This is a genomic window from Pseudomonas syringae pv. tagetis, from assembly GCF_022557255.1.
GTDB classification, from domain to species: Bacteria; Pseudomonadota; Gammaproteobacteria; order Pseudomonadales; family Pseudomonadaceae; genus Aquipseudomonas; species Aquipseudomonas caricapapayae.
The window spans coordinates 1,151,415-1,167,906 of record NZ_CP092923.1; the positions used below are offsets into that span (position 1 = coordinate 1,151,415).

The 16,492-nt window shown below is 60.1% G+C and carries 14 protein-coding genes; 9 read left to right on the forward strand and 5 right to left on the reverse strand.

Translation table 11 applies throughout. The features are described 5' to 3' along the window. Positions 1-648 precede the first annotated feature (648 nt). Together MME58_RS05135 and MME58_RS05140 are read right to left on the reverse strand one after the other, a co-directional pair. Positions 649-1,626, reverse strand: a complete 978-nt coding sequence (locus MME58_RS05135; protein WP_055005206.1) for a FecR domain-containing protein — start codon at positions 1,624-1,626, stop codon at positions 649-651. Continuing rightward, on the reverse strand, positions 1,623-2,126 hold the full coding sequence (locus MME58_RS05140) for a sigma-70 family RNA polymerase sigma factor (RefSeq protein ID WP_055005337.1): 504 nt from the start codon (positions 2,124-2,126) through the stop codon (positions 1,623-1,625). Before MME58_RS05140 ends, MME58_RS05135 begins: the two co-directional genes overlap by 4 nt. 199 nt (positions 2,127-2,325) lie before the next feature. Between MME58_RS05140 and MME58_RS05145 the strand changes: the two genes are divergently transcribed. From MME58_RS05145 to MME58_RS05155, 3 genes are read left to right on the forward strand one after another with little or no spacing between them, the layout of a single operon-like run. Beyond that, positions 2,326-2,670, forward strand: a complete 345-nt coding sequence (locus MME58_RS05145) for a DUF3649 domain-containing protein (protein ID WP_055005207.1) — start codon at positions 2,326-2,328, stop codon at positions 2,668-2,670. Between the two features lie 20 nt (positions 2,671-2,690). Beyond that, a complete protein-coding gene (locus MME58_RS05150) occupies positions 2,691-4,232 on the forward strand; it encodes a PepSY-associated TM helix domain-containing protein (RefSeq protein ID WP_055005338.1) in 1,542 nt (513 codons plus the stop codon). Beyond that, a complete protein-coding gene (locus MME58_RS05155) occupies positions 4,232-4,564 on the forward strand; it encodes a DUF3325 domain-containing protein (RefSeq protein ID WP_055005208.1) in 333 nt (110 codons plus the stop codon). Before MME58_RS05150 ends, MME58_RS05155 begins: the two co-directional genes overlap by 1 nt. Here the strand turns inward: MME58_RS05155 and MME58_RS05160 are convergent. After that, entirely contained in the window at positions 4,553-5,428 is an 876-nt protein-coding gene (locus MME58_RS05160; RefSeq protein WP_055005209.1) for an AraC family transcriptional regulator, read from the reverse strand. The genes MME58_RS05155 and MME58_RS05160 overlap by 12 nt on opposite strands. A gap of 136 nt (positions 5,429-5,564) precedes the next feature. Here MME58_RS05160 and MME58_RS05165 point away from each other — a divergent pair, with 136 nt between their 5' ends. Together MME58_RS05165 and MME58_RS05170 are read left to right on the forward strand one after the other, a co-directional pair. After that, positions 5,565-6,479: a DMT family transporter gene (locus tag MME58_RS05165; RefSeq protein WP_055005210.1), complete on the forward strand. Its 915-nt coding sequence runs from the start codon at positions 5,565-5,567 to the stop codon at positions 6,477-6,479. A 168-nt stretch (positions 6,480-6,647) separates the two neighbouring features. Next, positions 6,648-9,506 carry a TagA domain-containing protein gene (locus MME58_RS05170; RefSeq protein ID WP_055005211.1) on the forward strand — a complete coding sequence of 953 codons (2,859 nt, stop codon included), beginning with the start codon at positions 6,648-6,650 and terminating at the stop codon, positions 9,504-9,506. A 47-nt stretch (positions 9,507-9,553) separates the two neighbouring features. Here MME58_RS05170 and MME58_RS05175 read toward each other — a convergent pair whose 3' ends face one another. Both MME58_RS05175 and MME58_RS05180 read right to left on the reverse strand, forming a co-directional pair. Beyond that, positions 9,554-10,528: a 2-hydroxyacid dehydrogenase gene (locus MME58_RS05175; protein ID WP_054984403.1), complete on the reverse strand. Its 975-nt coding sequence runs from the start codon at positions 10,526-10,528 to the stop codon at positions 9,554-9,556. Positions 10,529-10,615: 87 nt separating this feature from the next. Beyond that, a complete protein-coding gene (locus MME58_RS05180) occupies positions 10,616-11,563 on the reverse strand; it encodes a LysR family transcriptional regulator (protein WP_002552240.1) in 948 nt (315 codons plus the stop codon). A 183-nt stretch (positions 11,564-11,746) separates the two neighbouring features. Here MME58_RS05180 and MME58_RS05185 point away from each other — a divergent pair, with 183 nt between their 5' ends. Genes MME58_RS05185 through MME58_RS05200 form a run of 4 tightly spaced genes read left to right on the forward strand, consistent with a single transcriptional unit; the run spans position 11,747 to position 16,475 of the window. Next, positions 11,747-13,222, forward strand: coding sequence for an efflux transporter outer membrane subunit (locus MME58_RS05185; protein WP_055005212.1), 1,476 nt, complete (start codon positions 11,747-11,749; stop codon positions 13,220-13,222). Further along, positions 13,219-15,402, forward strand: a complete 2,184-nt coding sequence (locus MME58_RS05190) for an FUSC family protein (protein WP_055005213.1) — start codon at positions 13,219-13,221, stop codon at positions 15,400-15,402. The genes MME58_RS05185 and MME58_RS05190 overlap by 4 nt, the downstream gene beginning before the upstream one ends. Beyond that, positions 15,392-15,592: a DUF1656 domain-containing protein gene (locus MME58_RS05195; protein WP_054984400.1), complete on the forward strand. Its 201-nt coding sequence runs from the start codon at positions 15,392-15,394 to the stop codon at positions 15,590-15,592. Before MME58_RS05190 ends, MME58_RS05195 begins: the two co-directional genes overlap by 11 nt. Positions 15,593-15,614: 22 nt before the next feature. Beyond that, a complete protein-coding gene (locus tag MME58_RS05200) occupies positions 15,615-16,475 on the forward strand; it encodes an efflux RND transporter periplasmic adaptor subunit (RefSeq protein WP_055005214.1) in 861 nt (286 codons plus the stop codon). The last annotated feature ends 17 nt before the right edge of the window (positions 16,476-16,492 follow it).

Consider the following 16,492-nt stretch of genomic DNA (forward strand, 5'->3'; position numbering starts at 1 on the left):
CGGCTGAGTCCTGACGCTGATCCGGGGGTAGCCTGGCAGGACCCCAGGCTAGCCGCACCGGGCCATGGATGGCCCGTTGCGCCGACCCGCGGATCAGTGACAGGGCGAAGGAACCCGACGAAGTCGGGCCGGAAACGGAGCCGAGGGGTTTGGTTACTTTGGCCCCATCAAAGTAACTCGCCGAGGGGCGAAAAACCGATTCGAGTCGAACCCCAATCCCCCTGACACCACAGAACCGCCATGTGACGCAGAGCGTCACGAACTGCATGCCGACGCGGAGCGTCGGCACGATAGTCAGAGGAGGAGAAAATCCCCCTGACACCACAGACCGCCGTGTGACGCGGAGCGTCACGAACTGCATGCCCACGCGGAGCGTCGGCACGATAGTCAGAGGAGGCGAAAATCCACCTGACACCACAGAACCGCCGTGTGACGCGGAGCGTCACGAACTGCATGCCCACGCGGAGCGTCGGCACGATAGTCAGAAGAGGCGAAAATCCACCTGAGGCCACAGAGCCGCCGTATGACGCAGAGCTTCACGAACTGCATGCCCACGCAATAATCGGCGTAGGATCAGCCCCGTATTCCGGGCTTTCCAGAACGTGTACGTCACCATGAGCGCTGGAAAGTGGGAACAAGCAATCACGATCAAACGCGCGCCTGCACATTTACCCAATACCGGGTAAAACGCTGCACGCGCACAGGGAGGGCAAGTTCCAGCATGTCGAGGATGCGCTCGCTGTCGGCCAGCGGATAGCTGCCGGAAATCAGCAGGTCGGCGATTTTCGCATCGCAGTGCAGACGTCCACGGCGATAGCGACCCAGTTCTGCGAGAAAATCCGCCAGCCTCATGCGCGACGCCACCAGCATCCCGTCCGCCCATGCGCCACTGCCTGCGTCCAGCGGGCGCACGTTGTCCCAGGCATCAGGGCCAAACGTCACTTGTTGACTGGCCCGCAGCATCAAACCCTGGCCGCTCCTGCTGATCGGGGATATTTCCAGGGAACCGGCAAACACCGCCAGTTGTGTGCGTCCCTCCAGCTGGCGCAGGTTGAAACGGCTGGTGCCTGTCGATGCCCTGACCGTGCCTTCGGCGCTCGACAGCCTCAGCGGACGGTTGTCCGCTGAGGCGCTCACGAGGATTTCGCCCTGCAGCAGCCGGATCACGCGTTGCTGTGCATCGAAACGCACATCGACCGCACTGGCGGTATTCAACTGCACCTGACTGCCATCGCTCAACGCCACCTTGCGTTGCTCGCCCACGCCGCTGTTGTAGTCGGCCAGCAAGGGTTGCAGCGCGATCTGCTCGCGCAGGCTCCAGCCTGCTGCCGAACCTGCGCCCAGTAACAACAGCAGTTTCAGAGCATGCCGACGATTGGCGGATTTCGGCGCGTTGAGTGCGGCATGCGCCAGCGGCGAATTCAGCCCGCTGAGGCGCTGGTTGACGCGCTGCATGTGCGCCCATGCCCGCTGGTGTTCGGCGTTGCCATTGAGCCAGAGCTGCCAGGCTTGTTGACGACGGGCATTCAGCGCACCTTCCTGCATTTCCAGCAGCCAGCCGACCGCCTGCTGCGCAACGCCAGGCGAGATGTCGGATTTGTTCAGGGATTCGCTGTCAGGGTTCATAAGGCGAAATAGCAGCGCAGTGCAGCCTTGTTCAGGTGGCGTTTGACGGTTGCGATGGAGATGCCCAGCTCGGCCGCAATCCGGCCGTGACTGAAGCCGTCGACCTGCGCCATCAGGAACGCCCGCTTGACGTGCGCTGGCAGGCCGTCCAGCAGTTGATCCAGTTCCACCAGGGTTTCGAGAATGATCACCCGTTCTTCTTCCGAAGGTGCCACGCACTCTGGCAGTTCAGCCAGCGCCTGATAGTAAGCGTGCTCCAGATCCTGACGTCGGTAGTGATTGCATAGCACGCGCTTGGCAATCGTGGTCAGAAAGGCGCGGGGCTCGATGATCTGCGGCGTGTCGCGCGCGCCAAGCACCTTGATGAAGGTGTCCTGGGCCAGATCTGCTGCACTGTGCGGACAGCCAAGCCTGCGTCGCAACCAGGTCGTCAGCCAGGTGTTGTGCGCCCTGTACAGGCTTTCGACAGTGTGATTGAGAGCGGAGTGGGCGATGGGCAGCACGGGGAACGATCCACGGGGACTCATTGATGGCGTGGATTCTGGCAGACTCTTTTGCGTATGAGAATATTTATCATTAATATTGCGGTTCATTTGTCCGATCGGGGACGAATGGCTCATGCGCTGGCATTCATCACGACCTCATCCGGTGGGCGCGTGATCCGGCTCTCATGTTTCATGGATCAATGAAGACCCTCTGATGGATGTCACCCCTGCAAGCCGCCCGCTGCCGGAAAAACGCACGGCAAAAGCCAGAAGCAAGAGGCTTGCAACCGGTTATCGGCTTGCCGTCACCTCACGGGCGCTGGCTGCCGTGTTTGCTGGCTATCTGCTGGCCTCGGTGGTCAGCATCTGCGTTGCGCAGTGGCTGCCGATCCCCCGTGCCGAATCGGTTGTGGCGGGGATGATGCTGTCGTTCCTCGTCTATCTGGTCGCAGTGCTTTGGTGTTTTGCCTGCCGCACGGTCCTACAGGCCTGGGTCGGAGTGCTGGCGCCCTGCGCGCTGCTCGGAGCCGCCTGTGCCTGCGGTCGGTGGCTGCTATGAAGGAAGGTTTTCGTCAGTCGATGGCCTGGTTGCACACGTGGGTCGGTTTACTGTTCGGCTGGTTACTGTTCGCGATTTTTCTGACCGGCACACTTTCCTATTTCAAGGATGAGATCACCCAATGGATGCAGCCGGAGATTCCGGTTCGCGCCCTTGACGCCGGGGCCAGCGTGCAACAGGCGCAGCATTACCTGCAAAACCACGCGGCCGGGGCCACGCGCTGGTTCATCAGCCTGCCCGACGCGCGCACGCCGGGTCTGACGGTCGGCTGGCTGCCCGAAGGCAAGCAGGGGCAGCGCAATAACTTCGTACGCAAACTGCTCGATCCGCACACCGGCAGCGAGGTACAGGCGCGCGACACACGCGGCGGCGATTTCTTCTACCGGTTTCACTACCAGTTGCAGATGCCCTATCCATGGGGCCGCTGGCTGGCAACCAGTGCGGCGATGGCAATGTTCGTCGCCTTGATCACCGGGATCATCATTCACAAGAAGGTTTTCAAGGAGTTCTTCACGTTTCGTCCGCGCAAGGGCCAGCGCTCCTGGCTCGACGGGCATAACGCGTTGGGCGTGCTGGTGTTGCCGTTTCACCTGATGATCACCTACAGCAGCCTGGTGATTTTCATGTCGATGGTGATGCCCGCGAGCATCCTTAGCCAGTACGACACTGTTCAGGCGTTCTACCGCGAAGCCTATCCGTCCCCGGAACTGGTCAAGCCAGAAGGCAAACCTGCGCCGCTGGTGGCACTTGCACCGCTGGTCAACGCCGCGAACGCAAAGTGGGACAGCGGTCAGGTTGGTCGGGTGATCGTCAACAACCCGGGCGACAGCACCGCGTCGGTATTGCTGACGCGTGATGACAAGGGCAGCATCGTACCGGATCGGGGCGGGGCGCTGACATTCAGCGGTGCCAGCGGTGCGTTGCTGAACGAAGCAGCCGAGCGTCCGGTTGCCCTGCTGATTGCGAGCGGGATGTACGGCCTGCATGTGGGCCATTTCGCCGAACCGCTGCTGCGCTGGCTGTATTTCATTTTTGGTGTCGCCGGAACCGCGATGATCGGCACGGGGCTGGTGATGTGGCTGGGTAAACGCCAGCTCAAACACGCAAAAACCGGTGTGCTGCCACTGGAATTGCGTCTGGTGGAAGTGCTCAATATCGCCAGCATGTCAGGGTTGATGATCGCCGTGGCGAGCTTCTTCTGGGCCAATCGTTTGCTGCCGTCGGGTCTCAGCGGGCGTGCCGATTGGGAAGTCAGCGTGTTCTTCACGTTGTGGGCCTTGTCAGCGGTGCACGCCCTTGTGCGTAAAGGGCGCAGCGCGTGGCGCGAACAATTGCGGCTGGGCGCGCTGCTGTTTGCAGGTCTGCCACTGCTCGACCTGCTGACGTGCGGTGGCTATCTACTGGGGGCGCTGACGTCAGGCAACTGGGCAATGGCCGCCTTTGACCTGACCGCGCTGGTCACTGGAGTCTTCCTGGGCTGGGCATCGCTGAAATTCAAGGCGGCACGTGCGGGTAGAGCCGCCAGCGCTGCTTTGCAGGCCACACCTCAGGAGAGCCATTGATGCTGTTGGCTGCCTTGCTTTGTTATGTGGGGTTCACGTGCCTGTGCCTGTCCATGACGCGTCATTACGGCGAGTTGCTCAAAGGGCCGTTGACCGGACATCGGCGGCGGGCGCTCAAGCTGGTCGGCTGGGGCGCGCTGTCATTGTCGTCATGGGCGGCGATTCAAGCCGATGGCTGGATGATGGGCACGGTGAATTGGTTCGCTGTATTGATGAGCAGTGCCGTGCTGCTGGTTGCACTGCTGCCGTTCCGGCCGCGCTGGGTGCTTGCGCTGGCAGGATGCGGTGCGCTGCTGAGCCCTCTGGCCGCCATGAGTCGTCTACTGACCTAGCGCCAACCGGTATTCGCCTGGCGTGGCCCCCATGGCCTGACGAAAACGGTTGCTGAAATGACTGGCGCTGGCAAAACCGCAAGCCAGCGCAATCTCGCCCAATGGTTTGCTGGTGCTGCGCAGCAATTGGCGAGCCTGTTCGATACGTCGCGCCAACACATACTGGTGCGGCGGCAAACCGAAGCTTTCGCGGAACATGCGGGCGAAGTGGTATTCCGACAGCGCACACATGTTTGCCAGTTGACCAAGGCTCAGCGGGTCGGCCAGGTGCATTTCGATGAAGTCCACCATTTGCCGGCGCAGGTGCGGGGCCAGGCCGCCTTTCAAACGCAGCCCTTCGCGCAGCCCCACCTGGCTGAGCAGCGCATGGCTGACCATCTCGTGAGCCATGCTGCTGGTCAGCAGACGTTCGCCGGGTTCTGCCCAGTTCAGGCGGATCAGTTGCTGGAAGCGCAGGGCTTGTGCTTCGTCTTCAAGAAAGGTGTTGTCACGCAGCTGCATTTCGCGGGGTTCGCGATCCAGCAGGGTCACGCAGCCCAGGGCGAAGTGCTCCGGGCTGAAATACAAATGCGCCAGACGGATTTCGCCGTTCACCACCCAGGCCGATTCATGCCCGGCGGGCAGCACGCACAGTTTGCCCGGTGAGCCTTTCTGGTCGGGCTGGCCGCGCCTGAACGTGCCGGTGCCGTCTGCGATGTAACACGACAAGGTATGGTGGGTGGGAGCGTGATACTCCTGCGAGTCATGACGATTGTTCCACAGCGCCGCCACCAGCCCGTCGCCCAGCGGCGCACTCTGCTCAAGGTTGGCATTAGGTGAACTGTTCAGGGCCTGAAAGACCTGGATGGATTCAATGGCGGGCATGACGATTCCTCTAGGCTTCGTATCCTACTCCCGGCAAGCGTGGTTGCCAGTACCCCGTCAATCAAATGCGCAAGATTGTGCAAGCGGGCGCAGACCGATGCGCAGCAGACTGATGGCTCACCAAGGAGCCTGCACCATGAACCTCTCGCTTTACCTGCTGACTGTGCTGATCTGGGGCACGACCTGGATCGCCCTGAAACTTCAACTCGGCGATGTCGCGATTCCAGTCTCCATCGTGTATCGCTTCGCATTGGCCGCACTGGTGCTGTTCGCGTTTCTACTGCTGAGCAAGCGGCTGCAACCGGTCAATCGTCGCGGCCAGTTGATCTGCCTGGCGCAGGGCGTCTGTCTGTTCTGCGTCAACTTCATGTGCTTTTACACCGCCAGTCAATGGATACCCAGCGGCTTGATCGCCGTGGTGTTCTCGACTTCGACGCTGTGGAATGCGCTGAATGCGCGGGTGTTCTTTCGCCAGAAAATCGCCGGTAATGTCCTTGCCGGTGGTGCGATGGGTCTGCTGGGGCTGGCGTGCCTGTTTTGGCCCGAGCTGTCCGGGCACAGCGCCAGCCGTGAGACCTTGATCGGACTGGGTTTGGCACTGCTCGGCACACTGTGCTTCTCGGCGGGCAACATGCTGTCGAGTCTGCAACAGAAAGCCGGCCTGCGCCCGCTGACCACCAATGCCTGGGGCATGTTCTACGGCGCGAGCATTCTTGGCATCTACTGCCTGCTTAGCGGCACGCCGTTCGTGTTTGAGTGGAACACCCGTTATGTCGGTTCATTGCTGTATCTGGTAGTACCCGGTTCGGTGATCGCCTTCACCGCTTATCTGACCCTGGTCGGACGCATGGGCCCGGAACGCGCGGCTTATTGCACGGTGTTGTTTCCGATTGTGGCGCTGAACATCTCCACATGGTTTGAAGGTTATCAGTGGACCCTGGCTGCCTTGGTGGGGCTTGTGCTGGTGATGGGGGGCAACGTACTGGTGTTCAGAAAGTCGCGTGCCAAACCTGCGATTGCCACGCGAATTGCCGCCGGAGGAGTGTCCTGACAGACGATGATTCAGGAGTCATACCCAGCACTTTTGCTAGTTGAGCGACGGCAATACTCGTCCGACTATGGACCGGTATCTGCCGTCATCAGCGGTTCGTGGCCATGGATGGGCACAAGGACTGAGGGCAGCTTTTCGAGGTGCTCTCATTCCTGAAAGGACTCATTCATGGACAGGCTTTTCTTGCGTGTCAGTTCGCTGGCATTTTCACTCGTTTGCTCTCTGGTCTGCTCGTCGCTGCTGGCGCAGGAGGCTGGTAAACCGGAAAATCAGGAGGCAACCGCGCTGTTACCCTTGCGCAACGATCTCGACCTGGCCCCGATATCGGGACAAGTCGATTTTGCACAAACACATGTCATCAGCGCGCAGCGAAACGTGTTTGATCCGCTATTGGTTCCGGGACGTGATCTTCTGGTGACGTTTACACTTTTCTCGGTATTGAACTACAGCGCGGTGAGTGTGTTGCTGAGGCACCAGAATTTCACCCATACAATCCCCATGACTTCGCCGCAATTGTTCCCGCGAAACGCGGTTTACGATGAGCGCGACACGTTTTCGGGTAACGCCATCGTCGGGAGCTATCCGACCCTTGGAACGAGGTCTTTTTCAGCAACGATTCCTTATGGGTTGATCACGTCGGAAACAGAGTTCAGTTTTATGGTCGATAACAAACCCTACTTGGTGGGCAGGTTGAACCCGAGCAAAACTGTATTCCTTAAAAGTGAAAGCGATGGGCTGGTTCTGATGAACATCAAGGGCTGTCTTTTCAAGGAACAGAGCACCTGCAAGACTGTGCTGGATCAGTTCGACACCGAAAATAATCCTGTTCTGGCCAACGTTGCCGCCCGTGAAATGTTCTCGCAGTTGCCGGTCAGGCAATTGGTTCTGGGCACGGGGCAAGGCTACTGGCCTTATATCGTTGCTCGTGGTCCTGATGGCAAACCTCATCGTTACTCCACCTCGGACCGCAACTACCATGAGTGGGCCGAGTTCGGCGACAAGACGCTCCCTGCGAAAGTCGGAATGGGTGATTACTGGAGAGCGGCTTCAAACCTTGGCGACAAACGGCCCGGTCAGTTTGTGGCGATTTCGGGGCAATTGCTGGATGTGCCTGATGACATAGAGGCATTTCCTTCTGGCGTTCAGGCAAGCTGCGCTGGCGACAGTTGTAACTACCCTTGGAGGCCTTTGGGTTTCTGGCACGAGACGGGTCATGCGCTGGGCCTCTCACATAACACACCACCGCGCTATGAACAGTGGGCGTACCGTTCATATGATCTGAAATTTTTACCCAACTATCACCCAGACCCCGCCGGATATGGCCTGGAGGTGGACTACCTCGGTTATCACTACTTCGGCCATGTAATGGGGGCTCTGGGCGGGCCTGTGTGGCCAGGTAAACCTGCCGCAACGGCGTCGGCTCCGCGGGTTGATGAATTTGAAACGCTGCGCAATGAAAGTCCTCTGATCGCCGCCGAATGGCGCGAGGCCATTGTTCCTTTTACCCATCAGCAGATGTTGCAGATACAGCAGCGGTTTGGCAGCTTCCCGGAAGGCTTGCAGTATGCCGGCCTGTTTGACGACCATCGGCCCCGTCCACAGACTGTTCAGACCCCGGACGCGCCAGCAGTTATGGCCCCGGCGCAAGTCATCGACTCAGGTATTGATCAGGTTGTTCACGACAGGGGCACGCTGCTCAAACTGTTGCAGCCTGGAGATAAACCTCTTCTGAAGGGCGTTCCTGTGCAGACGCTAGTGGTGACACTGGCAGATGCGCAGCACGACGCAGAAAAAATCACCCAGATATATCCGCCGATTATTTCCAACTACGGAAATGTATTTGCGGCGACGGCCAGTTATTCCGCTGCTGCTGTAAAGGATTTCGCTGGAGTGCTCCCTGTTGCCGGTCCGCCGAGTAGCACCGAAGCGCCGGATGCCATGAACCTGTCGGGCTCACCGAATAACTATGTATTGAATGTTCATTACGCCGATGGATCGGCAGACGGCTGGGCCATCTACTCCGGCAGCATTGCTGCTGAGAATGTTATCTCTGCGACGATCAACATCTCTGCACAACGTAAACCAGTACTTGTCGAACTTTCGCGAGGTGGCGTGATTATCGATAAGAGAAGGCTTGATAATGATCCGCTCCTCACGTCGTCGGTAGTCGTGGGCGCCGAAGCAGGAGCGACATTCATAAACCCTCGGTTTTTGCGTTCCCGATTAAACGGCTTGTGTGTGTCCCGCACATCGAACAATACCCTGACTCAGCAGACCTGCAACGCTGGTGACGTCAACCAGCAATGGTCAATGCCTCCGGCTCCGGCAGCCTCGGAGATACATTTTGCACTGACGGGACCGCGCTATGATGATTGCCTGAATAGCAATCTTCAGATGAATATCTGCATCAAATATCTACCTTTCGCTCAATGGAGCGAGCGTCCGGACCCTGCTCACCCGGGTTCAATACTGTTGTATAGCGTTCGATCAAAAGGTTTTATGACCATCGGACCAGAAGGCAAGATTGCACTTCAGGACTACTCGAATGGGCCTGAGCAGAGCTTTGACATCATCGGTTCGCAAGACCTTGCTCCCTTGCACGCTATTCTCTCCGTCGGTGCGGGAGGGTGCCTGACGCGCAGTGGAGAGGATATCATCGCTCGGCCGTGTAAAAACGACTCAAGCCAGCTTTGGCGGATCAATCCACTGAATGAGCCCGGTGAGCTCCCAGGCCCTTACATCAATATCGTCAGCCTGGATGACACCCGCTGTCTGCGCGACGGCTTGAAGCTGACTGCGTGCCAGGTCAAGAACAACAGCGATCGCTGGTCCCTTCGCGATGACTACCTGACTCCCGGGTTTGCGCGTCTGCAGAGCCTGGAGTCGCGTACCTTCGTGACCGCCTCGAAAGACAGCACTTTCTTTGGTCAGGCGGCTTATGACAACACTGCCAACCAGTTGTACGTGCTCATTCCGGCAACTCAACTACAGGTGCCCACTTCTCCATCCGTGCACGCTGTGAAGTAAGGGAGCGCAGCAGCGCGCTGCCTCCGTTGGCCGCGCGCCGCTTTCAATCAGCCTTTCCACACCTGCGGATTGACCAGATCCTGCGGTCGTTCACCCAGCAATGCACTGCGCAGATTGCCGCAGGCGCGGTCGGCCATGGCCTGACGGGTTTCAGTGGTGGCCGAACCGATGTGTGGCAGCGTGACAGCGTTCTTGAGCTGGAACAGTGGGGATTCTTTCAGCGGCTCTTTTTCATAAACGTCCAGACCGGCACCGCGAATGGTGCCGTTCTGCAAAGCCTCGATCAACGCAGGCTCGTCGACAATCGGGCCGCGGGCGATGTTGATCAGGATTGCGCCGGGCTTCATCAGGCTCAGTTCGCGGCGGCCGATCAGGTGTTTGGTCTTTTCACTCAGCGGCACCACCAGACAGACGAAATCCGCCTCGGCCAGCAATTGGTCCAGGCTGCGAAACTGTGCGCCCAGTTCCTGTTCGAGTTCGCTTTTGCGGCTGTTGCCGCTATACAGAATCGGCATATTGAAGCCCAGGCGACCGCGGCGGGCGATGGCTGCGCCGATGTTGCCCATGCCGACGATACCCAGTGTCTTGCCATGCACGTCGGTGCCGAAATGCGGAGGCTCGATGCTGCGTGTCCACTGTCCGGCCTTGGTATAGGCGTCCAGTTCGGCGACGCGGCGGGCGCTGCTCATGATCAACGAGAAACCCAGGTCTGCGGTGCTTTCGGTCAGTACGTCCGGCGTGTTGGTGAGCAGAATGCCGCGCTCGCTCAGGTAGTCGACATCGTAGTTGTCGTAACCCACCGAGATACTGGAAACCACCTCCAGCTTGCTGGCGTTTTGCAGTTGCTCACGACCCAGCCTGCGGCCTGCGCCGATCAGCCCGTGGGATTCAGGCAAGGCTTCGTCAAACTGGGCGTTGATGTCTCCCTGCTTGGGATTGGGCACGATCACGTTGAAGTCTTGCGCCAGACGCTCGGCCATTTCAGGAGAAACACGGCTGAAGGCGAGTACAGTTTTTTTCATTGGGCAGTCACTCTTGAGCGGTTGAATGAGTAGCACGCTAACATTCCTCTCCGCTCTTTGGCAGCCGCTTTTTGCAGTTGTACGATGTCAGAACGAGGACTTGAGTGCCTGCACGTGCAGATCGGCTTCGTCGGCCGCGAGAATTTCCGGCAGAGAACCGCGCAGGTATTCGACCCAGGTTCTGATCTTGGCATCCAGGTACTGGCGGGACGGGTAGATGGCGTACAGGTTGAGTTCCTGCGAGCGGTAATCAGACAACACTCGCACCAGCGTGCCGTTACGCAGACCTTCGATTGCCGAGTAGATCGGCAGTATGCCGATCCCCATGCCGCTGGAGATGGCGGTTTTCATGGCATCCGCAGAGTTGACCAGCAGCGGCGAGCTGTTGATGGTGACCATCTCCTGGCCTTCAGGGCCGTCGAATAGCCATTTGTCCAGCGGGAACACCGGGCTGACCAGGCGCAGGCACGCATGATTCAACAGGTCTGCAGGCTTGTGCGCCATGCCGAACGTTTTGACGTATTCGGGTGATGCACACACGATGCTGTAGGTGATGCCCAGGCGCTGGGACACAAAACCGGAGTCTGCCAGTTCGCTGGCCAGCACGATCGACACGTCATAGCCTTCTTCCAGTAAGTCCGGCACGCGGTGAGTCATGGTCAGATCGAACGCGACGTCAGGGTGGTTGCGTCGATAACGGGCAATGGCGTCGATCACGTAATGCTGGCCGACGCCGGGCATGGAATGCACCTTGAGCTGACCGGCAGGGCGGGCATGGGCGTCGCTGGCTTCGGCCTCGGCCTCTTCGACCGAGGCCAGAATCTGCTCACAGCGCAACAAGTAACGCTTGCCTGCTTCGGTAAGCGCAATGCGCCGGGTGGTGCGGTTGAGCAGACGCGTCTGCAGGTGCGCCTCAAGGTTGGAAACAGCGCGCGAGACATTGGCGGTGGTGGTGTCGAGCACGGCTGCGGCGGCGGTAAAACTGCCCGCTTGCGCCACGCAGCTGAAGGCACGCATGTTTTGCAGGGTGTCCATGGGTACTTCTCTAGGTAGATGGCAAATTGTGACACGAAGTAACGGTTGCATGTATCCAGACCAAAGGATTATCACCGTTTCAGTAACAAAGATTCACATATCTCCCCGCTTATCGCCGCGTCGAGCGCCGCCTAGAATCGCCGCCATTCAAGGTGCATCACCTTCGTTCGGGAACTCGCAGTTGTGCAGCGTCGCATCATCAGAGGGCTCAAGCCCCTCGGTATTCTGGCTTTTACGCTGGTTCTCAGCGGCTGTATCGAAACCCACGGAATCAAACCGCACGGCAGTGTATTGCGCGCCGACAGCCTGGCCACCGACGAGGCGATCCAGCGCGCTGCCCTCGATGCGCACTGGCCCATGGCGCAGTGGTGGCGTGTCTACGGCGATGCGCAACTGGATCGTTGGATCGATATTGCGACATCAGGCAGCCCGGGCCTGGCGCTCGCCGCGGCTCGTGTGCGCCAGGCAAAGGCGGTGGCGCAGGTCGCCGAGTCCTCCGAGGCTGTGCAGGTGCAAAGCGATACCAGCCTGACGCGTCATGCCTGGCCAAACGATCAGTTCTATGGTCCGGGAGCCTTGGCCGATACTCGCACCTGGGACAACAATGCATCGCTGGGTTTGAGCTACGCGCTGGATCTGTGGGGACGTGAGCGCAATGCCACCGAGCAGGCACTCGATGTGGCCCATGCACGTGCTGCCGAGCAGCGTCAGGCGCAACTCGAATTGCAGGAAAACGTGGTCCGCGCCTACATCCAGTTCGCCCTGAACTACGCCCGGCTGGACATCGCCGAGGCCGCTCTGGCTCAGCAACAGCAAATGCTGGACCTGGCCCGGCGTCGCCTCAAGGGCGGGATCGGCACGCATTTCGACGTCAGTCAGGCCGAAACGCCATTGCCTGAAGCCCATCGACAGATCGATGCGTTGCAAGAAGCCATCGCCCTGAGTCGCAACCAGTTGGCAGCACTGGCAGGCAAGGGCCCGGGTGAGGGCGCTGCGTTGCAACGGCCCGCGCTGTCGCTGCGTACCGAGCTTAAATTGCCGTCGGCATTACCCGCCGAGCTGCTGGGCCAGCGGCCTGATGTGGTGGCTGCTCGCTGGCAGGTGGCGGCGCAGGCACGCGGCATCGACGTCGCGCACGCGGGCTTTTATCCCAATATCGACCTGGTCGGCAGCCTGAGCTACATGGCCACCGGCGGCGGCCTGCTGGAGTTTTTGACCGGCAGCAAACTGAGTTACAAGGCGGGGCCGGCGATCAGCCTGCCGATCTTCGATGGCGGGCGCTTGCGCGCCGAGCTGGGGCAGGCATCGGCCGCTTATGACCAGGCGGTGGCGCATTACAACCAGACGCTGGTGATGGCGCTGAAAAGTATTTCCGATCAGTTGATTCGCCGTGCCTCGATGGACAAGCAACAGGCATTCGCCGCCGAGTCGGTCGCATCGGCGCAAAAGACCTACGACATTGCGCTGATCGCCTGGCAACGCGGTCTGACCGATTACCTGAACGTGCTCAACGCACGCACGCAACTGTTTCGCCAGCAGCAGATCCAGCAACAGGTCGAGGCGGCGCGCTTGAACGCCTACGCCGGGCTGGTGGTGGCGTTGGGTGGTGACAATCGTCATTGCGCGGGTGCCGCGGCCGATCGAGCGTGCGCTCAATGATCGCCTCTGTGCGCCGCATCAGTGACTTGCCCTGGCGTCGCGAGCTACACAGTTGGGCGCGCAGCGACGGGGTGACGTGGGTTTACCTGGGCAAGGTATTGATTGCTGCATTCCTGACCTACTGGCTGGCTCTGCGCCTGGAGCTGCCACAGCCGCACACGGCGATGATCACTGTGTTCATCGTCATGCAGCCGCAAAGCGGGCACGTGTTCGCCAAGAGTTTTTATCGGCTGCTGGGGACGCTGGCCGGGTCGTCGATGATGGTGCTGTTGATGGCCTTGTTTGCGCAGAATCCGGTACTGTTTCTCGGCTGCCTGGCGCTCTGGGTCGGTATCTGCTCTGCCGGTGCGGCACGTTATCGCAATTTTCGCGCTTACGGCTTCGTGCTGGCAGGGTACACGGCTGCGATGGTCGGGCTGCCCGCTCTGGCTCATCCCGAAGCGTCGTTCATGTCCGCAGTGTGGCGGGTGCTGGAAATTACCCTGGGCATTCTCTGTTCCACTGCGGTCAGTGCAGCGATCCTGCCGCAGAGTTCCAGCGCCGCCATGCGCAACGCCCTGTACCAGCGCTTTGGTGTGTTCGCCCGCTTTATGGCCGAGGGGTTGCGCGGGGGCATCTCACGCGCGGCCTTTGAAACCGGGAACGTGCGTTTCGTGGCCGAGGCCATTGGTCTGGAAGGGCTGCGCAGCGTCACGGTATTCGAAGACCCGCACATGCGCCGACGCAATGGCCGGCTCAATCGCTTGAACAGCGAATTCATGGCCGTCACTACGCGCTTCAATGCGTTGCATCAGTTGCTGGAGCGGCTGCGTATGGGACATGCCGATACCGTGTTGACGCACGTCGGCCCCGGCCTTGAAAGCCTCGCAGACCTGCTTGACGGGTTCGCGAACCGTGCATTGACCAACAGCGATGCCGCGCTGCTGGTCACACGTCTTGAGTCCTGCCGGGCGCAGTTGCCCGAACGGGTCAGAAGCCTGCGCGCCGAGCTTGAGCGAGACCTGCCGAGCGAAGCCGAACGGCTCGACTTTCATACGGCGTTCGAGCTGCTGTACCGGCTGCTCAGCGAACTGCATGATTACGCGCTGACCCATGCATCGCTGGCTGATCACACTCATGTGCGTGAGCAGTGGCAAGCCTCATTCGTGCCGCGTACGCACTGGATGACGGCGCTGGCGTCCGGTGTCCGTGCGACCTGCGTGGTCGGCCTGATGAGTGCGTATTGGGTGTTGACGGCGTGGCCCAGCGGCGCAAGCATGGTGCTGGCCTCGGCGGCTACCGTTGCTTTGTCATCGACCACCAACAACCCCAGGCGCATGTCGCTGCAGATGGCCGGGGGGACGTTGCTCGGTGCACTACTGGGCTTTGTCGAAACCTTCTTTCTGTTTCCGCACATCGACGGCTTTGTGCTGTTGTGTCTGCTATTGGCCCCGGTATTTGTGCTCGGCGCATTTCTGGGTTCCCGTCCGCAGTGGACGGGATGCGGCCTGGGGCTGCTGATTTTTTTCAGCCTGGGCTCGGTGCCGGGCAACCTGACGGTCTACAACCCTTACACCTTCATCAATGATTACCTCGCGATGGTTATCGGCATGCTCATCTGTGCCGCAGCCGGGGCGATCATCCTGCCCCCCAACAGCCGCTGGATGTGGCAACGTCTGGAGCAAGCCCTGCGCAACCAAGTGGTGTTTGCGATGGGTGCACCGCTCAAGCGCCTGGGGTCAAGCTTCGAGAGCCAGACCCGCGATCTGATGCATCAGGCGTACGGTCTGGCGATCAGCAGGCCCTTGGTGCAGCGCGAGTTGTTGCGCTGGATGTTCGTAGTGCTGGAAATCGGTCACGCGATTATCGAGTTGCGCCGTGAACAGTCGACCCTGCCGATTCATCCCGCCTACGCCGACTACCAGCCCTGGCGCATTGCGTTGCGTGTCATGGGACGCGCGCTGGTGCGTCTGTTCATTCAGCCCGATGCGGTCAATCTGCAACGCGGCCTGGCGGCAGTCGACCAGGCCATCAAGCGTGTGCAGGAGGCCGATGAGCCTTTCGCTGCGCATTTCGACACGTCGGTGTTGCGTCGGGTGAAAAGCTATCTGCACTTCATCCGCACCTCGCTGCTCGACCCGCAGTCGCCGTTTGCTGTCTATGGCGATCACACCGCTTCAGGAATGGCCCATGCCGCGTGAGATAGCGTTTCACGGCCTTTACCTGCCGACCCTGACCCTGCTGTTTCTGCTGGCGGCAGGTGTGGCGTGGGCGCTGGATCGTCTGCTGGCCGGATTCGACCTGTATCGGCATTTCTGGCACCCGGCCTTGCTGCGCCTGAGTCTGTTTATCTGCATCTTCGGCGCTCTGGCGCTGCCCCTTTATCAGTGATGCCCGATCGAGAAATCCCTGCATGAAAAAGTTTTACAGCCTGTTTGCGACCTTGCTGGTGCTGGCCATTGCGCTCTGGGTCGGTCGTACGCTGTGGGTGGATTACATGGATACCCCGTGGACCCGTGATGGCCGGGTACGCGCCGATATCATCAATGTGGCCGCCGATGTGTCCGGCACCGTGGTGGATGTTCCGGTGCGCGACAACCAGTGGGTAAAACGTGGCGACTTGCTGATGCAGATCGATCCGGAACACTACCGGATTGCAGTCAGGCAGGCGCAGGCATTGCTGGCTTCACGCAAGGCGACCTGGGAGATGCGCAAGCTCAACGCCAAGCGTCGCGCTGATATGGATGAGCTGGTCATCTCGGCAGAAAATCGTGAAGATGCCGGCAACGTCGCCACCTCGGCGCTGGCCGATTATCAACTGGCGCAGGCGCAGCTGGAAGCCGCCGAACTGAACCTGGCCCGTACACGGGTGCTGGCGGCGGTGGACGGTTACGTTACCAACCTGAACGTGCATCGCGGCGACTACGCGCGCATTGGCGAAGCGAAGATGGCGGTGGTCGATATGAACTCGTTCTGGGTCTATGGCTTTTTCGAGGAAACCAAGCTGCCGCACCTCAAGGTGGGTGACCCGGCAGACCTGCAACTGATGAGCGGCGAAGTCCTCACGGGGCGTGTCGAAAGTATCGCGCGGGGCATCTACGATCGCGACAACCCGCAAAGCCGCGAGCTGATCGCCGACGTCAACCCGACCTTCAACTGGGTCCGCCTGGCCCAGCGCGTGCCGGTGCGTATCCATCTGGACGCTGTACCTGAGGGCGTATTGCTGGCAGCGGGCATGACCTGCACGGTGATCGTCAGGCCGGTAGACGGCTGATCAGCGTTTGTGACGCT

Bases quoted from the DNA above. Each gene is read 5' to 3' on its own strand.
- MME58_RS05135 (WP_055005206.1), bottom strand. From the start codon at position 1,626: ATGAACCCTGACAGCGAATCCCTGAACAAATCCGACATCTCGCCTGGC.
- MME58_RS05145 (WP_055005207.1), top strand. From the start codon at position 2,326: ATGGATGTCACCCCTGCAAGCCGCCCGCTGCCGGAAAAACGCACGGCA.
- MME58_RS05150 (WP_055005338.1), top strand. From the start codon at position 2,691: ATGGCCTGGTTGCACACGTGGGTCGGTTTACTGTTCGGCTGGTTACTG.
- MME58_RS05155 (WP_055005208.1), top strand. From the start codon at position 4,232: ATGCTGTTGGCTGCCTTGCTTTGTTATGTGGGGTTCACGTGCCTGTGC.
- MME58_RS05160 (WP_055005209.1), bottom strand. From the start codon at position 5,428: ATGCCCGCCATTGAATCCATCCAGGTCTTTCAGGCCCTGAACAGTTCA.
- MME58_RS05165 (WP_055005210.1), top strand. From the start codon at position 5,565: ATGAACCTCTCGCTTTACCTGCTGACTGTGCTGATCTGGGGCACGACC.
- MME58_RS05170 (WP_055005211.1), top strand. From the start codon at position 6,648: ATGGACAGGCTTTTCTTGCGTGTCAGTTCGCTGGCATTTTCACTCGTT.
- MME58_RS05175 (WP_054984403.1), bottom strand. From the start codon at position 10,528: ATGAAAAAAACTGTACTCGCCTTCAGCCGTGTTTCTCCTGAAATGGCC.
- MME58_RS05180 (WP_002552240.1), bottom strand. From the start codon at position 11,563: ATGGACACCCTGCAAAACATGCGTGCCTTCAGCTGCGTGGCGCAAGCG.
- MME58_RS05190 (WP_055005213.1), top strand. From the start codon at position 13,219: ATGATCGCCTCTGTGCGCCGCATCAGTGACTTGCCCTGGCGTCGCGAG.
- MME58_RS05195 (WP_054984400.1), top strand. From the start codon at position 15,392: ATGCCGCGTGAGATAGCGTTTCACGGCCTTTACCTGCCGACCCTGACC.
- MME58_RS05200 (WP_055005214.1), top strand. From the start codon at position 15,615: ATGAAAAAGTTTTACAGCCTGTTTGCGACCTTGCTGGTGCTGGCCATT.